Here is a 19,524-nt window from a genome sequence, read left to right as displayed (position 1 = left end):
AGCATAAAAATGATTTTCTTTCCAGAATCCCTATATAAGATACTACTTTAGGATTCACTTCATCATTAGTCGAAGAAATAGCCGGAATAAAATCTGGAATTCTATGCTTTTATCCAGCTTGAGTAGTCGTTACAATTCCGTTGTTGATTTTTGGAATTTTTTGAATTGCAGCTTCGCTATCGGTCATGCCTATCCATAGAAGAGGGAAAACCATACACAAATTTCAGTGAAACAAAAAGATGGATGCAGGTGGCAGAGGAAAATGGATATGCAGATCTCAGCGATGAATTAAGAACTATCGAGAAAAAAGAACTTGAATATCGAAAAGCAGTAGGAAATGTGAAATTCGAGAGCGTTGAAAAAGCTGATGAGGCAAGAGATGAAAAGAAGAAGATCGATGATGCGGTTGTGGAATCAGCACCTTTCGATGAAAAGATCAGGCAGTTCTATCATCTTGATAAAAGTATATTTGAAACAGAGTTTTCCCAAGTTTATCTTGCTGATTTACAAATGACCATGAAATCAGAGCTTGCAAAAATGTTATCCCAGTCGAAAAACATAAAAATGAGACGAAGGAATTTCACGGGTTCTGTCATTTTTGCAGTGATTGTTGATAATGTTGATATTTCCCTGACTATAGTATATAATTAGCGCATAATTTAATATTTGGCAAAGCAGACGAAAGTTTGTGACGCAAAGCTTTAGTCTAAAGCGGATTTCGCTATGATTGTCAAGTTGCAATTATAATTCTTGTGAATAACAGGAGTTGTGATTGCTTTTTTTTATTAAAAGAGTAATTAAGGGGAGGATACATGGGGATGAAGAGACACAAAAAAATATTGCGGAGGATTCAGGCATTTGTTCTGTTCCTGGTAATAATGATCACTACTATGCCTGTACAACAAGCAAATGCCTCAGACGGGAGTAATCAGACCGGGAATACAGATATTATGAGGACTGTATCTTTAAGCTATAAGCTGAAGGCGGCATCTGAATTTGTCGATCTGTTAGATCCATATGAAATTGCTGACAGCTCAAAGGTTGAGAAATTCCATGCCAAATACACTTTTATGCTTAAGGATAATATAGATGAATTAACGGGTGAAGAAAACAGGACAGTAAAAAGCGGCGATTACTACCTTATCGATTTACCCAAGGAACTTCAGATAAGCAATCCTACGAATGGAAGCATTTTAGGAAATGATAATAAGCCGATTGCCAATTATTCTTTCCTGCAGAATGCAGACAACTCCTGGCAGATTAGGATCGTGTTTACGGACTATATTGACAGTCCAGATGAATTTGAAATACATGGTGAGATGGAGTTTGATTTTACGCTGGATTTAAGTTCGGTTGCAGCTGGCACAAGTACTGTTGTTTATATCCCAATTGATAATGAAAACAACATAGAACTAGGTATTACGAAGCCCATCCCTCCGGCGACCACCCCTGTCTCTCTTACTAAAACCGTTAGTAGTTATAATAACGCTACAAGAGAACTGGTATGGAAAGTAAACATGCTGCCCACGACGGGGGTATTCAGTGGCTGCATATTTACGGATACAATAGATGTTGCTCATCTTGAATTGAAATCAATCCAGCATGGAAGCATAACCCTTGTAGAAGGAGTGGATTATGTCTTTGACAGTTCAACGGGTAAAATCACATATACGATTCCAAACGGTCGTGATGGTACTAATTATAAGGAGATTACGATTACGACAGTCGTTAAAAGGAGTGTTTACGGAAATTTATCCGCTACAACCATCAGCAACCGGGCTGAATTATCCGGAGGAGATTACGATGTGGATCTTGACTCCAATACAGCAAGCCAAACGATAACCCCCAACTGGCTGGGGAAAAGTGGAACTATTTATCAGGGGAACAAGATTTTATGGACAATCAGAGCTAATATAACAAATCAGGCGATGTATAATGCGGTTATAACGGACCGTTTTCAGGCGGATGTTCGTCTTGATAAGAGCACAGTAAAACTTGGAAATACTACGATTCAAGTATTTGACAACGCACATTCTCCGGCAAACGCCACGGAGATTTATGGACTCTATACAGAAAATGCGGATGGTACATCAGAACTAAAGATTTATCTGCCGAGAGACAAGGCAAATGCTGCCACGGAAACGCAGACCGTAACTCTTGTGACGAACATTGTGTCTCCAGATACGAAGGGTGCACAAACTCCAGTATACAATAACACAGCAAGCCTTGATTGCAATTACGTCGGGGATGGAGGCGGGGAGGGTACGCTGCCAACCGTGAACCTGGATCAGATAGGCGTTGCCGTTCCATATGTTTCTGTTGTGAAAGGGCATTCGACTCTTACTGCAGAGGATAAAAGAAATGGAACAATTACCTGGACCATTGCTGCTGCAAGTAACCTCTCGGACTACGGGCAAGCAAGGATTGTAGATACCCTTCCCCTTGATCAGGATTATGTAGCAGGTGAAATTTACTGTGGCAGTCAGAAAATCGATGCCACAACAAATCCGAAGGCTGAAATAAGCCCTGATGGCAGGACGCTAACAATAACCTATGAAAACAACGGAGCCTTGCAGACACAACAGAATTTCACAGTCAAGACAAAAATAAAACAGGAGATTTACGGGCAGAACATTAACCGGAATTTCACAAATCAGGTTAGTGCGACGCTGTTTTCTTCCACTACGGGAGAAGCCCTTGTTGCGAGTTCTGACACGGAAAGCGTGAATGTGAATAATAATGTTATTTCGAAAGCCCCTTCTGCATACAATGGAAACAATACAAAAGCAGGTCAAAATCCTCGTGTGGTCTTCAGTATTACGGTAAACAGCAATTTGATGGCGCTTCAAAATGCGGATATTACGGATGATTTAAGCAAGATTAGTACAGAATTCAGAAAAACCGGGGAATCGACATTCAGCAATATCAGCGGTGTTAAATGGACGTATGTTGCAAATACACTTAATATTACGAAAAGTGCCGGAACGAGGGACAGTCTTGATCTTAGTGCGATTACCGCTGCGGCAACATATGAAAATGATATTATCAATATCAATTTTGGGAAAAATGTACCGGTAAATGACAAATACATCATTACATTTACTGCGGAACTTGATGTGTCACAAAACGCCATCTTCAAAGAGAATGGCACCATTCGTTGTAGAGGAAATGTTGCCAGTGTTGTTGCAGACGGGCTGAGGTCAGGGGTTATTTCCTCAGCACCAACGAACTACTCGGGCGAAATTAAAAATGAAGTACTTGGAAAATCGGGAGTACATTTGATAGCCGAGCAGCAGGTGCTTTGGACAATCAACCTGAATCAACACAAGGTAGCCTTGAATAACAGCCAGGTAGTGGATATCCTTCCCAAAGGGATTACCTTGGATCCGACGTCTATTAAATTGTATAAAAATGTCATTGGTACAGATGAAAATTTTGTAACAGGAACTAACATAGAGACACAGGGAACCCTGGTTCCTTTCACTTATACGTATCTTCCGGCAACTGAAGGTGGAATGGAAGGCAGGTATATACTCACGGTGGATTTACCTGATAACAGCACGGAATATATTCTTAGATTTGCAACCGATATCGATAGCAGTCTACTTGGAAAGCAAGTCAGCAATACGGCTTATTATGCAGGAGAATCCGCATTACCGGAAAATACATCCACAAGTATTTTCACACTTGCAAGTGCTTCTGGGGGCGGTTCAACGACAAAGGCATCTGTCACCGTAAATAAAATGAGTAAAGATAATGGTACCAGCTTGAACGGGGCTATGTTTGCACTTCATTGGCTGAGAGGTGGGGATGCCAGTGACCCTGTATACGTCCGCACATTAACTGAAACAAACGGTTCGGTTATATTCCGCGGGCTCACAAGAGGGGAAATATACACGATAACGGAAGTTGCAGCACCTGAAGGATATTTGATAGATGCCCCAGATCCTGTCCAAATAACAGTACCTTCTGTCGGAACAGGAAATGTGGCAGCGCTTAATTTTTATGATTCGCCTATCAAGACAGGAAGCTGGACGCCTTTGGCAGTGAAGAAATTAGATGGCAAAAACATTGTTCATCCGTTCAATTTCGAAATTTCGGAAGACTCTGTCTCTGTATTGACGGGTGTCACTCAAAACAAATTGTCAAACGGCGACTATTCCGTTGTCTTTTCGATGAAGGATGGCTTGGATGCAGAAAATGTCCTTCATTTTACAGATGACCATATATTCGCAGACACAGATGCGGCAGGAACGGAATATCTGGTGATGACAAAGACCTTAAGGATGAAAGAAATCCCATCAGGGCTTGCGGGATACGTTTATGATGACACAATCCATACTTTGGTCGTGAAAGTGTATAATGTCAAGGGTCAGGCAAATTTAAAGGTTGTTGTTGAGGATGGAGGAGGCAATATTTTGTCTGATAACAGCGGCACCTTTACATCAGACAAAATTCCCGTTTTTCAGAATGCATATAGGGCAAATGGAAGCATGCAGTTTAGTGCAGAAAAGACCCTGATAGGGCACAATCTTGCAGCAGACTACTTTAGCTTTGAATTATATGAAGGTGACACACTTATAGAAACAGTAAAAAATCAAACGGGAAGCCTGACTGGTGCTGCAACATATAGTGGTGGCATAAATTTCAGCTCGATTCCGTATGATCAGAGCGATGTTGGAACCAAAACATACACTATTAAAGAAAAAGATACAGGACTTGCAGGCTACACATATGATGGTGCTGTTTATACGGTAGTTGTGAAGATCACGGACAACGACAATGGAACGCTTTCGAGTAATATAGAAAGTATTAAAAAAACAGTGGGTTCTGTCGCCACAAATGAGAGCAGCATCGCATTCACAAACACCTATACAGCATCCGATATTGATGTCAATTTAACAGCTTCTAAAACTCTGTCAGGGCGAACCCTTGAAGATCAGCAGTTCTCCTTCACTCTCAGCCAGGTTAACGAAGATGGGACTTTTATTAAGGAAATCGGCACGGTTAAAAATATCGGTAATAATATTGACTTGCCGAAACTGACTTTCAAGCAAAGTGACATTGGCTTATCCTATTTTTATAAGGTAAGCGAAGTGAATGAAGGAAATGCAGGTTATACATATGATGATTCCGAATATTATGTGAAAATTACAGTGCTCGATAATGGTGACGGTACGTTGCGCACAGTTCAGACTATGACAAAAGAAGCAAATTCAGTAACAGAGATCACCTTCGATAACATATATCAGGCAACAGGAAGCGCACAGATCACAGCTACTAAAATTTTGACAGGTAAAGAGTTGCCCAATGAACAATTTTCTTTTGCGATGCAGCAGATTGACCTATTAACGGGGAATTCCATCGGTGAAAATTCAGTGGTAAGGAATGCAGAAGATGGCAGTATTGTTTTCCCTGAAATCACATACACGGAGGCCGATGCAGGAAAGAGCTATGACTATACGATATCAGAACTGAATGAGGGTGTTGGCGGATATACGTATGATCCAGTCGTATATACAGTTCATGTTTCGGTTTCTGACAACGGAGACGGGACATTGACTGCACAGAAGACGGTAAGCGCTCCAGCAGGTAAGACAGATATTACGTTTTCAAATACTTATGTAACATCTGACACCAGCATAAGCCTCCATGCAGAGAAAATATTGAATGGCCGTAAAATAGAAAATCAGCAATTCACGTTCAGATTGGATCAAATCACAGAAACAGGAGATTTTGTAAATGAAATTCAAGAAGTCAGGAATGACGAGGATGGAATGATTGTTTTTGATGAGCTTGTATTCACACAGGCTGACATGGGAAACGTCTATTACTACAGGATTTCGGAAGTGAATGATAACAAGGCCGGCTATACGTATGATGAATCTGTTTATATAATTAAAATACAGATAAAAGATAACAATGATGGAACGCTCAGCGTGATTAAAGCGATTCAGAAAGATGAAGAATTGGTAACAGAGATGTTATTTGAAAACACCTATAGGACAAGTGACGTCAGCATTCAACTGACCGCCAATAAGACATTAACAGGTCATACTCTCGCTGGCGGCCAATTCCGCTTTGCATTAGTGGGAAATAGCTACATCAATGGTTCGGACTCGTTGATTGAAGAGGTTGCCAATAATGACACCGGAAAAATCGTATTTGCACCAATCACTTATACACAAAAAGATATGGGTAAAAGTTTTAAATATTCGTTATATGAAATAAATGATAATAAATCAGGATATCAATATGATGATACTGAATATATCATTGAGGTTAAAATTGTTGATAATGGAGATGGAACTTTAAAAGCCGATACTACTATCATGAAAACCCCTGGAGATTATGCAGTTAATGCTGAAGACATTGGATTTGCAAATCAATATAAGGCAATTTCAGTCACTGCAGCAACGAATGACGATTCACCAATACTATGGTACACGTTTACGGCCCTGCTGTCATTGACGGTTTTGCTGGTCTTGAGAAAGAGAAGGGTCCGAATTTAATGTTGTAGAAACGGATCTGGTGGGAGACCATGCAGGTTCAAGTCCTGTCATCCGCATTATTCAAGGGCTCTGGAACTTTGTAGAAAGGTGCCAGGGCCTTTTTTTGTTTTGCCCCTTCGCATGAGTTCGTGCGCAATCCCCACAGTTTTTTCATCCCATTCTCATTGAAATCTCATTTAAGGTAATTATAATTGGGAAAAAGCGCTGGAGGTCATGTTTTGGGTTTATCTATATCGAGATTTATAAATAATTTTAATTTTTTGATGTTTCTGTTTTTCACACTTATGTATTCCTATCAGTTGATATATATCTTCATTGCATTCAAGGCAAAAAGAGAAAAAAAACGCGAGGAGAAAGAGGTTACTTTTCGCAGATACGCAGTGATTATATCGGCCCGGAATGAGGGCATGGTTATAGGAGAACTCATAAAAAGCATAAAAAACCAAAAGTATCCTCAGGATTTAGTTGATATTTTTGTGGTAGCCGACAACTGTACAGATAACACAGCATCGGCTTCAAGCAATGCTGGAGCTATTGTCAGGGAACGATTCAATGCAGATCAGGTCGGAAAGGGTTATGCCCTGGATTTTATGATGAAAATCATAGAAAAAGAATATTCATATAAAAAGTATGCTGGATATTTCGTGATTGATGCGGACAATCTGCTTGATGAGAATTATATTGCGGAGATGAATAAGAGCTTTGGACGAGGATACAGGATTCTGACCAGCTACAGAAATTCTAAAAACTATGACCAGAATTGGATTTCAGCAGGGTATTCACTTTGGTTCCTTCATGAAGCAGAATATCTTAATCTTCCAAGAATGACCATTAATGCAAGTTGTGCAATATCCGGAACAGGTTTTCTGCTGGATGCCGAGTTGATCAGATCCAACGGCGGATGGGTACATCATCTTCTCACAGAAGATATCGAGTTTTCTGCATGCCAGATTATTAAAGGTGAAAAGATTGGATATTGCAGAAATGCCATCATTTATGATGAGCAGCCGGTTACATTCACACAATCCTGGAATCAGAGGCTGCGCTGGGCGAAAGGCTTTTACCAGGTTTTTGCAAAATATGGAAGAGATCTGGTCCGGGGTATTTTCAAGGGAAAACGAAACGGTTTTTCCTGCTTCGATATGACAATGACAATAATGCCCGGGATGCTCATTTCAAGTATTAGTATAATGGCATATGCAGGGGTCTGTCTGGCGGGTATTTTCGATATGTATTCAGTAAATGAAATTATACATACGACTACCAAGGCACTTCTTGGTTCGTCAGTGTGGTACTATTGCATGATATTTATGCTTGGGTTCATTACAACTCTGACCGAATGGAAAAAAATTCATTGTTCAGGCTGGAAAAAAGTTGCTTATATGTTTACGTTCCCGCTGTTTATGTTTACGTATGTACCTATTTCCGTTGTAGCCTTAGTGAAGGATGTTAAATGGAAGCCGATTACTCATACTGTCGTAAAAACTGTGGATGAGATAACTAGGGTACGTCGAATATCGATGAAATAATATAGTTTATGCCTGTAAAAACCGATTGGTGAGAAAAAATACGAGGATCATAAAAGTTTAACAAATTCTTGACTTTTTGTTTTTATTACTATAGTATAATAAAGAAATTTTGATTACTTCATGAGGGAGTAGTTTGCACACCTTTATACGTGTGGGCGAAGTCAACATACTGGCCGATTCTGGGCCTGGCTCGCCTTAAAGAACGAGACTCATGTATAGCTTGTGAACGCTATACGTGGGCCTTTTTATATTGAATGCGAAAAGACTCAGGTACGGCTTGCAAGGGCTATACCTGGGTCTGTTTATTATTATACTGGAGGAAAGTTCATGAATGCTTTTATGGAAACAAAAGAACAAACATTAAGAAGATTAAATGTAGATAGTACAATAGGACTGACTGCTTCGCAAGCCGCAGAGAGTGCAAAGACAAACGGCATCAACTCCTTTAGCAAAAAAAAGCCGGATTCGATGGCTAAACGGATATGGGAAGCTGCAAGCGAACCAATGATTATCATGCTGATTATTGCCGCTATCATTACCTTGGGTGTAAACATCGCGCGTTATTTTCGGAGCGGCAATGCGGATTTTATTGAATGCTTAGGTATATTTGCTGCAATTTCTCTTTCCGTCATTATTACAGTCGTGATGGAAGGCAGAAGTGCCAAGGCATTTGAGGCTCTCAGCAAAATCAATGAAGATACACAGGTCAGATTAATCCGTAATGGCGAGATACAACTGATTCCACAAAAAGATATTGTTGTCGGTGACATTGTCTATGTGGAAACTGGTGACAAGCTGCCTGCTGATGGCAGGCTTCTGGAAGGCATAGCGTTGAGTGCGGACGAATCATCTTTGACGGGTGAAAGTCTGCCTGTGGACAAGGATTCGGATATGCTGCCAGATAATGAGGAAACACCAGTAGCCGAAAGAACAAACATGCTTTTTTCGGGCAGTTTTATCACTGGGGGCAGCGGTAAGATGGTCGTGACCGGTGTTGGGGACAACACTGAATTTGGGCAGATAGCGAAGGAACTCTCCTCAACCGAAAAAGGCAGCACCCCACTGCAGGAACAGCTTGCAAGGCTGGGCAAGACAATCACTATTTTGGGTGCGACAATGGCAGCCATTGTTTTTATAATTCAGGTAATTATATTTATATCAAATGGGACGGCGAATATTGAGATAATTTCCGAAGCCTTTATCACCAGTATAATACTGATCGTTGCCGCTGTGCCAGAAGGCTTGCCAACCATTGTGGCTGTATCTCTCGCCGTCAATATTATCAAAATGTCTAAGCAGAATGCCCTGGTTAAAAAGATGATTGCCTGTGAAACAATTGGGTGTATCAACGTGATTTGCTCCGACAAGACAGGTACACTTACAGAAAATCGCATGACAGTTACCGATGTGTATACAGATAGAGAGCTGGTTAGGCCAAATGAAATGCACAATGCATTATTGCTGGATAATTTCTGTATCAACAGCACTGCGGATGTTAATTATGAGGGTGCACAGCCAAAATTCATTGGAAATCCAACTGAATGTGCATTGCTTGTTGCAGCCCATGAAGCGGGAAATGAATACAAGGATATTCGCAGTAATGCAAAGATTGCACATGTTTTTCCGTTTACATCTGAAACTAAAAACATGACAACGATTGTGGAAGCCGACAAGGGATATGCTGTCTACACCAAAGGGAGTCCGGAAAAAATACTGGATTTATGTATGGTTTCTGGCTCACTTGCAAAAGAAATCGAAGAGAAGATAAGAGGGTTTCAAGAGAAAGCCTGTCGTGTAATTGCCTTCGCACATAAGGAATTCAATCAAATTTCCGACTTTTCATCGAATAGGAAAGAGATTGAAAGCAACATGGTTTACGACGGCTTTGTGGCGATTACGGATCCGCTGCGTGAAGATGTTTATATTGCCGTGGAACGCTGCCGCAATGCTGGAATAGATCTGAAAATGCTGACGGGTGATAATATTGTTACGGCAATAGCAATAGCGAATGAGCTGCATTTGTTGGGAGAAGAGCACAGAGCGGTAGAAGCAAAAGAATTGGAGCACCTTTCCGATGAAGAATTGGCGGATATCCTGCCGCAGATCCGAGTGATTGCAAGAAGTACACCTATCATAAAAATGCGTGTGGTCAATGCCTTGAAATCCTGCGGCAATGTAGTTGCCGTAACGGGGGATGGTATCAACGATGCTCCTGCTATCAAAAACGCGGATGTCGGAATTGCAATGGGTATTTCTGGAACCGAGGTCTCCAAGGAGGCCAGTGATATTGTTTTGCTGGATGATTCCTTTTCGACAATTGTAAAGGCAGTGCAGTGGGGACGCGGCATATATGAAAATTTCCAGAGATTTATCCAGTTCCAGTTGACGGTGAACCTTTCCTCCGTTGTGGTTGTACTGTTTTCAATTCTGGTAGGATTTAAATCGCCATTTTCTGCGCTTGAATTGTTATGGATCAACATCATCATGGATGGCCCTCCAGCGCTTACTTTAGGACTGGAGCCAATTCGCAGCGATTTAATGAAGAGGCAGCCTGTTTCGAGAGGATCCAGCATTGTTTCGAAAGGAATGCTGGGACGGATAGTGTTTAATGGATTATTCATTTCCGCCGTGTTTATGTCACAAACGGCATTTAACTTTTTAGGGGGAACACCAGAACAGGTTTCAACAATTCTGTTCACACTATTTGTTGTATTCCAATTATTTAATGCGTTCAACAGTCGTGAGCTTACGAACCATAGTGTCTTTGCAAATTTCACGAATAACAAGCTGATGCTTTTGGTCTTTGGCATCACGTTTGCATTGCAAGTCATTATTACCCAATTTGGCAGCGCATTGTTTGGAACAGTACCGCTGCCATTCATAATGTGGATGAAAATTGTTGGTGTGGCATTTTCTGTGATTATCGTTTCAGAGGTGCTCAAGCTGATAAAAAGATATCTTTTTAAATAGGAGTGTTTAGAGATTAAGACGATAGCCTGCGCCCCAGACTGTTTCGATGATTAGTGGGTTCTTGCTGTCCTCTTCAATCTTTTCACGGATTCGGTTGATATGCACCGTTACAGTCGCGCTGTCGCCTACATAGTCATATTTCCAAATTGTTTCAAACAGGTATTCCTTTGAAAACACCATATTGGGGTTCATTGCCAGAAACTTTAAAAGCTCAAATTCCCTGTGTGGAAATTTGATTTCTTCATTCCCCCTGTACACCTTCCAGCTCTTTGCCAAAATCCGCAGATTACCGATTTGTATGACATTTTCAGTATCCTCTGCATTGCCGTCAGAGGCTGCGTGTGCGGTCAATCGTTCATATTGTTTTAAATGGGACTTTACTCTGGCCACCAGTTCGGCGGGATCAAAAGGCTTCGAGATATAGTCATCTGCCCCTAATCCCAAGCCCCTTATTTTATCTATGGATTCCGTTTTTGCGGTCACCATAAGAATTGGAATATCAATTTTATCCCTGATTTCTCTGCATATGTCGTATCCCGATCTGCCAGGAAGCATCAAATCCAGAATCAGCAAATCATATCCGCCTGTAAAAAGCATTTCAGGTACAGATTCGCCGTTGTTTTTCACAATGACTTCATAGCCGCACGTTTCCAGATAATCTTTTTCGAGAATTGCAATTTCTTCATCATCCTCAACAATCAGTATTTTGGGAATCATGCTTCCTCCTTTATTTTTCAGACAGCTCAATGGAAATAGTGAACCCATTGTCGTTTGCTGCATTGATGGTTCCCCCGTGTTGCTCGACAATATGCCTGCAGATGTACAGGCCCAGACCACTGCCTTCTTTTTTGCTGTTTCTGGATTCGTCCCCGCGATAGAACAGTTCAAACAAATGCCCCAGTTTATCGCTATCTGTACCTTTTCCGTTATCTTTTATCTGGATAAGAACTTTTCCATCATGCCCGGACACCTTTATCCATACATGGAGATTGTCACGATCCGAATATTTTATACTGTTGTCGATTACGTTATCAAATACACGCTTCATTTGTTCTGAATCAATATACACGGGATGTTCATGATGATCTGTTTCCAGAGCGACCTGCAGATTTTGCTGCTCCCATTCACCCCTTCTGTTTTCTGTATAAGATGCAATCCACGTTGTAAAGTCTATTCTCTGCTTGAAAAATGGCATGTTCCCCGTTTCCAGCTTGGAAAAATAAAATAATTTCTGCAGCAAAATATCCATATCACATGCTTTTCTGTACGCTGTATCTAAGTACTGTTCCTGCTTTTCCGGCGTATTGGCGATTCCATCCTTCAAACCTTTTATATAGCCCTTCACCGAAGTAAGAGGCGTTCGTAAATCATGAGATATTCCGGAAATCATATCTGTCCTCGCTTTCTCATATGCGGCGCTCTGCTCAACACCCTCTTTCAGATGCTGCTGCATATTATTAAACGCGGTGCAAACTTCCAGGAACTCGTCATCCTTGTTATATTCAATGTTTTCATCGAAGTTTCCCTCTTCGATCCGTTTCGCAGCAAGACGAAGCTCTTCCACCGGAACCAATACTTTGCGGATAAGCATGTTCGTAAAAATCTGGCTGCATAACAGCAGTCCAAGAATGGCCAAAACTCCCGCCACTACGAACACGATAATGAACATGTCAAATATTCCCCGGTCCATTCCAAGAATGGAGGCTTCTTTGGGGTAATAGGCTGCGTAGATATACGTTGATTCTTCGCCTTTGAGAATTTTTTCTTTGGCAATAGTTACGTTTTCCATACTGTATAAAACAACCTGTTCTGAATCAAAGCTTGATTTTTCCAGTTCACTGATGCACTCCCATTCACTGTGCCTGATATTGGAGTACAATTCGTTTTGATTGCTATCGGATACATATAGCTCATAATCATAAGCAGCCAGCGCATCACTTAATGCATTCCAATCTCCATTATAATCCCCCGCACTTTGCAGGATGCCCTGAACTTCATAATTGTGTGCCGCAATCTGCGACTTCTGCTCGATGATATTCATGAATTCATTCTTGAAAAGGCCGACGATCACACCGCCAAGCCCTAATAAAATTAATAATGAAAATAGGACAATCACTGTATTTGAAATAAATATTCTTCTTTTCATCGTCATGACAGTCTTCTCCTCTTTTTTTCTAAATCCATCGATCAAGGAATCGCAGATTTCCATCATCCTTTAATATATGGAATGCACTGCTTATGAAAATGGCTATTATACTTCCAAATAATGCCCCGCATATCACGTCCGATGGATAATGTACACCAAGGTAAATCCTCGATAAGCCAATGAGGGCGGCAAGTATCAATGCCGGAACCCCATATTTCTTCGGCAATTCCCTATATAACACTACTGCTGCCGCAAATGAACTTCCGGTATGTCCCGAGGGGAAAGAAAAGTCATTCGGCCTTGCTATCAGCAGCTGCACTCCGGAAACCACATCATACGGTCTCGTTCGGGCAATAAGATTTTTTAAAATCATATTATCTATTATAAATGAACCGCACAGTGCTATCAATGATATTATGCCGACAGGCCTGGTCTTTTTTGGGACTAGCAGTATTACCGATATAATGATCCATACCGCCCCTGCGTTTCCGATGGTTGTTAAAAATTTAAAAAAGGGCGTAAACATATCGTGAACCAAAAGATTCTGAATCCAGACAAGTAGACTTCCGTCTAACTGTGATAAAAAATGGAACATAGTAAACCTCCTGCATATAGCGTTATTAAGTTATCATATAAGACGGTTCTAAACATGCATAGAGTAAATCCTAAACAATTTCTAAACAATTATCAAACAAATTGTTTATTAAACGTTTACAAAAAACCTTCCGGATATTTATTTGTGCCTGATATATTAAGTGTGGACAGATATCGAGGAGGCTTTTTATGAATATCGGAATTTTTACTGATACATATTATCCGGAAGTGAACGGAGTAGCAAATTCAGCATACCAGCTAAAAGGTGAGCTGGAGAGTGAGGGAAACACCGTGTATGTTTTTACTGTTTCCAATCCGGAAATGAAGGAAATGGAATACAATGTATTTCGTTTGAGGAGCGTACCTTTTGCATTGCTGAAGGAACGTCGGGTCACTTACAGTCTGACAAAAATATGGATAAATAAAGTGAAAGAACTTCACCTGGATGTGATCCATACGCAGACAGAGTTTGGCGTGGGACATCTGGGCAGGAAGCTTGCCGAGCAGTTGGGGATTCCGCATGTTCATACCTATCATACCATTTATGAAGATTATACACATTATCTTCGGATTCCGGGGAACCAGAAGTTGAAAGGTATAGCAAGGACTTTCAGTAGAAGCTGCTGTGAAAAAGCAGATCTGATTATTGCGCCGACGGAAAAGGTGAAAAGGCTGCTTTCTTCGTATGGAGTGAAAAAAGAAATCATCATTCAGCCGACAGGTGTGAACATATCGAAGTTTGACAGATATGATGAGGATGAGGTTTTAAGATTAAGGATAAAATATCATCTGAGCGGTTCTGATCATATCCTGCTGTCGGTGGGCAGAGTTTCACGTGAAAAGAATCAGATTGAATTGATAGAAAAAATGGTACGGCTGAAAAAAACAGATCCGATGGCAAAGCTGCTTATTGTTGGAAATGGCCCAGAACTTGAATTCCTCAGGCACAGGGCATGTGAAGAGGGGATAGCGGACCGCGTTGTATTCACGGGAGAAGTCGCCTGGAACGGGGTTGAGAACTATTATGCTTTGGGGGATGCTTTTGTCTGTGCATCCAGTAGTGAGACACAGGGACTGACATATATTGAAAGCCTGGCCGCAGGAAAACCCATTCTGGCAAGAAAGGATGAATGCCTGGAGGGGATCCTGCAGGAGGGGATAAATGGATATGGCTACAGTACAGACTGTGATTTCCTTGAATCATATCAGAAGCTGTTTTCTGATATGAAATGCAGAGAAATGAAGGAAATATGTAAGGAAAGCATACAAAGAATATCTCTGCAGAATTTTGCCCAGACACTGGAGAGAACCTATCATAAAGTATGCTGGGCACATGCTGTGGAAGAAGGTGAAGTGTATGAAAAAGCGCATCAGCTGGCTGGGTGATCATAAGAAAGTGCTGCTGCTGCTCAGCACGGCACTGCTGATTGCCTTGATGGCTTATGGCTATACACAGGGAATATTCACGAATCAAAACAGGATGGAGGCATTTCTGAACAGATGTGGGATCATGGCTCCCCTCATATTTTTGGCAATTCAGGCGGTACAGGTTGTGGTGCCGATCCTTCCGGGCGCTGTGGGATGCCTGTTTGGCGTAGTTTTTTTTGGCCCTGTGAAAGGATTTATCTATAATTACCTGGGGATCTGCATCGGCTCGATGCTGGCGTTCATGATTGCGAGAAAATATGGGACAGGATTTGTTCAAAAGATGACTGGAAGCAGATTTTTTGAGAAGTATAACCGATATCTGCTGAAGGAAAATCAATTTGAAAAGATGTTTGCCCTGCTGATTTTTTTGCCGGTAGCACCCGATGATTTCCTGTGCTATTTAGCCGGAGTCAGTCGGATGCCGTTTAAAAAATTTACCGCAATTATTCTGTTGGGAAAGCCGGCGGCGATTTATATATACAGCCTGGGCCTGAGTCGGATTTTCGAGATGATGCTCCGGGCGATTTCATAGAGAGGAAAGGTTATTAATATGAGGGTTTATTTTTATTCCGGTATGCAGAAACTGATTGAAAAGAGTGGGGTAGGGCGTGCTATTTACCACCAGAAAATGGCAGCGGACATGAACCGGATATCATGCACGGATGGCCTGGCGGATGCAGATGTGGTGCATATCAATACGGTGTTTCCGAAGTCGCTGTGGATTGCCTGCAGGGCCCATCAATCTGGGATTCCAGTCATATTTCATGCGCATTCGACAAAGGAGGATTTTAAAAATTCTTACCTGGGTTCCAATTTGTTCGACGGGCTATTCGGAATATGGATAAAACACTGCTACAGTCATGGAGATATGATCGTAACTCCCAGTGAATATTCGAAACAGTTATTGGAATCTTATGGGATCAAAAAGGAGATCCATGTCATTTCGAACGGCATAGATCTTGAGTATTACAGGAAGACGGAAGATGAGTCGGAAAGAATGGCGTTCCGGTCAAAGTATGGATATTCAAAAGAAGATAAAATCATTATGTCGGTTGGCCTGATGATAGGAAGAAAAGGTCTGCCTGAATTTGTAGAACTGGCAAGGCGGTTTCCAAAGTACAAGTTCATTTGGTTTGGAGAATCCAATCTTCACACCGTTCCCAAAAAGATACGGGATGCAGTCCGCACGGAATTGCCAAACCTGCAATTTGCAGGGTACGTTCCGAAAAGCGAACTGAAAAGAGCTTATGAACACAGTGATTTATTCCTTTTCCCCTCCTATGAGGAAACGGAGGGAATCGTTGTGCTGGAAGCATTAGCCATGAAAATTCCGATTCTGCTGCGGGACATTCCAGTATATGACAGCTGGCTGGTGGATGGACGGGATGTGTACAAAGCTGCAGACACAGAAGAGTTTGAAATATACATCAGAAATATACTGGAAGATAAAATAGAGAATCTTGCTGAACAGGGATATGAAGTGGCAAAACAGAGAGATATTTCGATAGTAGGAAATGAGCTGCGCAGAATATATGCAAAAGCATTAGATCGGAAAATGGTAAGCGCAGAAAACTGCTTATCTGTAGATTTGACCCATCGTGATTTGCGTAGTAAAATATAGTCAACAAACATTCCGTCTTAACCGATGCAGTAACCCGTTTATATTTTTTAAGGATGAAAGAAGGTATTCATTTGAGAAATATAACTGTACTCTTGGGAGGAACAAATGGCTATGGAATCGATGAGGCCGGCATAATGCTGTGCAGGATTTTCAGCCATCTCGGTTATCATATCTACATGTACAATGATTTTCCTTCGGTAATTAAAGGGCAGCATCAATTTGTTGTCGTCAGGGCTTCCCTGGAGAAAGTCTCAGCACACTCGGACCAGCCGGATGTCGTAATGGCATTCGGACAGGATGCCATCGATCGGCACAAGGAAAGCTTCAGTGAAAAGACGATTATACTTTATGATTCTGAAACGGTAGCGGCAGAGGGCCTGGTTCAGGCCGCCGCAGGGCTTCCGGTTGGCAGGATACTGAAGGAGGAGGGCGCCAAGCCTGCAATGGGGATATATTGTATGGCTGGAGCGCTGTGCAGAATATTAAAGGTCAAATGGGAGATTTACGAAGACATTATCCGGAAACACTATCCGGACATGCTGGAGCTGAAAATACGGATAGCCCGCACAGCTTTTAATTTGATGCAGGAACGGATGCCTGTCGCTGGGGTGGAACGTCCGGTTTTGCCGGTGCTTAACGGCTGTCAGGCAATCAGCATGGGGCTGCTTAAGGCCGGACTTCGGGCTTATATAGCGTACCCGATGACCCCTACCTCGCCGATATTAGAACTGATGGCCAGCCTGGAACCGGAGCTCGGCCTCCAGGTTGTTCTTCCAGAGAGCGAGATTGCGGTTATCATGATGTCGTCGGGATACTCCTATATGGGTGTAAAGAATGCAGTTGGAACTTCCGGTGGCGGATTCAGTCTGATGGCTGAGGGTCTTGGAATGTCTGCGATGTCGGAGCTTCCGGTTGTGGTAGTGCTTGGACAGAGAGCCGGACCATCCACTGGGATGCCAACTTATACGGCACAGACTGATCTGCACTTTGCCTTGAATGCCGGACATGGAGAAATGCCCCGGCTTGTTGTCGCGCCAGGCGATGCAGAAGAAGCGTATTACTGGTCAGGACTGGCGATGAATAAAGCATGGAAATACCAGATCCCGGCCATTGTACTGACGGATAAGACGCTGGGGCTGGGGGTGTTCAGCTTCGACATCAGTCTTGCGGGCGAACTGTCAGATGAACAGCCGGTACTCTGGGATGGCGAAGGGGAATACAAACGCTACAGCAATACAGAAAGTGGCATATCACCCCTGGCTTTTGCTCCGACAAAGGAGCAGGTGATAAAAACAAACAGCTATATCCATGACGAATACGGGCTAGCCAGCGAAAGCCCGGACCATGCAAAAGGATATGCAGACAAGATGATGCTGAAAGAAAGAAATTTGGGGAAAGAGCTGGAAGACTATGAGCAGGTGAAGGTCTACAACAGCGGCCAGACAGCCCTTCTCTGCTGGGGATCGAATAAAGGGGTGTGTCTTGAAATAGCCAGGAAGTACGGGTTTAAGATGATACAGATGCTGGTGCTGTCCCCATTCCCGCAAAAAGATTTGACCCAGGCCCTGCAGGGAGTCGATAAACTGGTCAGCGTGGAATGCAATGCCAGGGGGCAGCTTGCGATGCTTTTGAAGCAGTATGGATTTGCGGTTGATGAGATAATCCTGAAATATGACGGGAGGCCATTTTCTCTTGAGGACCTCGAAAAAGAAGTGGAGAAGGTGATTGAATGAGTCAGTTGAAAACCGACGCGCCTATAACATGGTGTCCTGGCTGCGGGAACTTTGAAATTTTAAACAGTTTCGAGGCTGTCTTGGAGGAATTGAAGTCGGAAGGCCTGGATCTGGAAAAAGTAGTAATCGTAAGCGGAATCGGCAATCACGCCAAAATAGTTGATTACCTCCATGTCAACAGTTTCAACTCCATTCATGGCAGAGCCCTGCCCGTCGCGACAGCCATAAAACTGGCTGATCCGGAGCTCAAGGTTGTCTGTTTTGTGGGGGATGGGGATTCCTTTGCAGAGGGACTGGAACACTTGGTTTTTGCCGCAAAGAGGAATGTTGATATTACGGTCATTGTCCATGACAACCGTTCCTATGCGCTGGCCACAGGGCAGTCTACCCCGACTTCCCAACTGGGGTATATGGGGCGGACCATGCCATACGGAGCCAAGGAGGAGCCGTTCAATCCTCTTGCTCTTATGCTGGCAAGCGGAGCAACCTATATAGCCCGTGCTTACCCGGTTAAAAAACAGCACTTCAGGAAATTGCTGAAGGAAGCGATACTGCATAAAGGATTTTCTTTTATTGATGCACTTCAGGTTTGCATCACATTTAATAATCTTTATGAATCATACAATGAAAATGTAAAAGAAGTTGAAATCAGCAATCCAGAGCATTTTGAAGAAGCACTGGAGGCGATAAGAGAGTGGGATTATCACACTTCAAAGGGTCCGATTGCCATAGGCAGGTTCTATGAGACAGATAAACCGTGCTTTGAAGACGGATTCGCAAGGCTTAAGGCCGAAAAGGAGGACGGCAGGGAGAAATTGCAGAGTATTCTGGAGAAATTCATTTAATGATACTTCCAAATGGTTTGATCCGGCCCTGGCACCTTATAGGAAGGTGCAGGGCTTTTTTTTGTGTGTGCCCAGCATGGGCACAATCTTAAGGGTTAAAGTCCCTAGTCTGCCCTAGTAGTGGGAAAGACATAGCCTAAGACAAG

The 19,524-nt window shown here is 42.4% G+C and carries 12 protein-coding genes and 1 riboswitch; of the genes, 9 read left to right on the top strand and 3 right to left on the bottom strand.

The genetic code is table 11. The features are described 5' to 3' along the window. Nucleotides 1-150 precede the first annotated feature (150 nt). The 4 genes from BUA79_RS09295 (at nt 151) to BUA79_RS09280 (ending at nt 11,011) form a co-directional block, all read left to right on the top strand. Complete coding sequence (locus BUA79_RS09295; protein WP_178138578.1) at nt 151-651, top strand: hypothetical protein; 501 nt, start codon at nt 151-153, stop codon at nt 649-651. 7 nt (nt 652-658) lie between these two features. Beyond that, nucleotides 659-743: riboswitch (cyclic di-GMP riboswitch) on the top strand. A gap of 75 nt (nt 744-818) precedes the next feature. Continuing rightward, nucleotides 819-6,512 carry a Spy0128 family protein gene (locus BUA79_RS09290; RefSeq protein ID WP_178138577.1) on the top strand — a complete coding sequence of 1,898 codons (5,694 nt, stop codon included), beginning with the start codon at nt 819-821 and terminating at the stop codon, nt 6,510-6,512. A gap of 284 nt (nt 6,513-6,796) precedes the next feature. Beyond that, nucleotides 6,797-8,041 (top strand): glycosyltransferase family 2 protein, encoded by a 1,245-nt coding sequence (locus BUA79_RS09285; RefSeq protein ID WP_242941676.1) that lies wholly within the window; start codon nt 6,797-6,799, stop codon nt 8,039-8,041. Nucleotides 8,042-8,368: 327 nt separating this feature from the next. Continuing rightward, complete coding sequence (locus tag BUA79_RS09280; protein WP_073994160.1) at nt 8,369-11,011, top strand: calcium-translocating P-type ATPase, PMCA-type; 2,643 nt, start codon at nt 8,369-8,371, stop codon at nt 11,009-11,011. A gap of 6 nt (nt 11,012-11,017) precedes the next feature. Here the strand turns inward: BUA79_RS09280 and BUA79_RS09275 are convergent, their stop codons facing one another. Genes BUA79_RS09275 through BUA79_RS09265 form a run of 3 tightly spaced genes read right to left on the bottom strand, consistent with a single transcriptional unit; the run spans nt 11,018 to nt 13,752 of the window. After that, complete coding sequence (locus BUA79_RS09275; RefSeq protein ID WP_178138581.1) at nt 11,018-11,725, bottom strand: response regulator transcription factor; 708 nt, start codon at nt 11,723-11,725, stop codon at nt 11,018-11,020. 13 nt (nt 11,726-11,738) lie between these two features. Continuing rightward, nucleotides 11,739-13,163, bottom strand: a complete 1,425-nt coding sequence (locus BUA79_RS09270; protein ID WP_073994158.1) for a HAMP domain-containing sensor histidine kinase — start codon at nt 13,161-13,163, stop codon at nt 11,739-11,741. A 22-nt stretch (nt 13,164-13,185) separates the two neighbouring features. Continuing rightward, nucleotides 13,186-13,752, bottom strand: a complete 567-nt coding sequence (locus tag BUA79_RS09265; RefSeq protein WP_073994157.1) for a phosphatase PAP2 family protein — start codon at nt 13,750-13,752, stop codon at nt 13,186-13,188. 188 nt (nt 13,753-13,940) lie between these two features. Here BUA79_RS09265 and BUA79_RS09260 point away from each other — a divergent pair, with 188 nt between their 5' ends. The 5 genes from BUA79_RS09260 (at nt 13,941) to BUA79_RS09240 (ending at nt 19,378) form a co-directional block, all read left to right on the top strand. Then, on the top strand, nt 13,941-15,137 hold the full coding sequence (locus BUA79_RS09260) for a glycosyltransferase (RefSeq protein WP_073994156.1): 1,197 nt from the start codon (nt 13,941-13,943) through the stop codon (nt 15,135-15,137). Beyond that, nucleotides 15,109-15,711: a TVP38/TMEM64 family protein gene (locus BUA79_RS09255; protein ID WP_073994155.1), complete on the top strand. Its 603-nt coding sequence runs from the start codon at nt 15,109-15,111 to the stop codon at nt 15,709-15,711. Before BUA79_RS09260 ends, BUA79_RS09255 begins: the two co-directional genes overlap by 29 nt. 42 nt (nt 15,712-15,753) lie before the next feature. Further along, nucleotides 15,754-16,800, top strand: a complete 1,047-nt coding sequence (locus BUA79_RS09250) for a glycosyltransferase family 4 protein (protein ID WP_242941675.1) — start codon at nt 15,754-15,756, stop codon at nt 16,798-16,800. Between the two features lie 71 nt (nt 16,801-16,871). Next, the gene (locus tag BUA79_RS09245) at nt 16,872-18,533 is read left to right on the top strand and encodes a 2-oxoacid:acceptor oxidoreductase subunit alpha (RefSeq protein WP_094757407.1); all 1,662 of its coding nucleotides are present in this window, start codon (nt 16,872-16,874) and stop codon (nt 18,531-18,533) included. Then, entirely contained in the window at nt 18,530-19,378 is an 849-nt protein-coding gene (locus tag BUA79_RS09240) for a thiamine pyrophosphate-dependent enzyme (protein WP_073994153.1), read from the top strand. The genes BUA79_RS09245 and BUA79_RS09240 overlap by 4 nt, the downstream gene beginning before the upstream one ends. The last annotated feature ends 146 nt before the right edge of the window (nt 19,379-19,524 follow it).

The organism is Parasporobacterium paucivorans DSM 15970 (assembly GCF_900141895.1).
GTDB classification, from domain to species: Bacteria; Bacillota; Clostridia; order Lachnospirales; family Lachnospiraceae; genus Parasporobacterium; species Parasporobacterium paucivorans.
The sequence above is the reverse complement of the archived record's forward strand: the minus strand, read 5'-3'. Positions and strand labels throughout refer to the sequence as shown.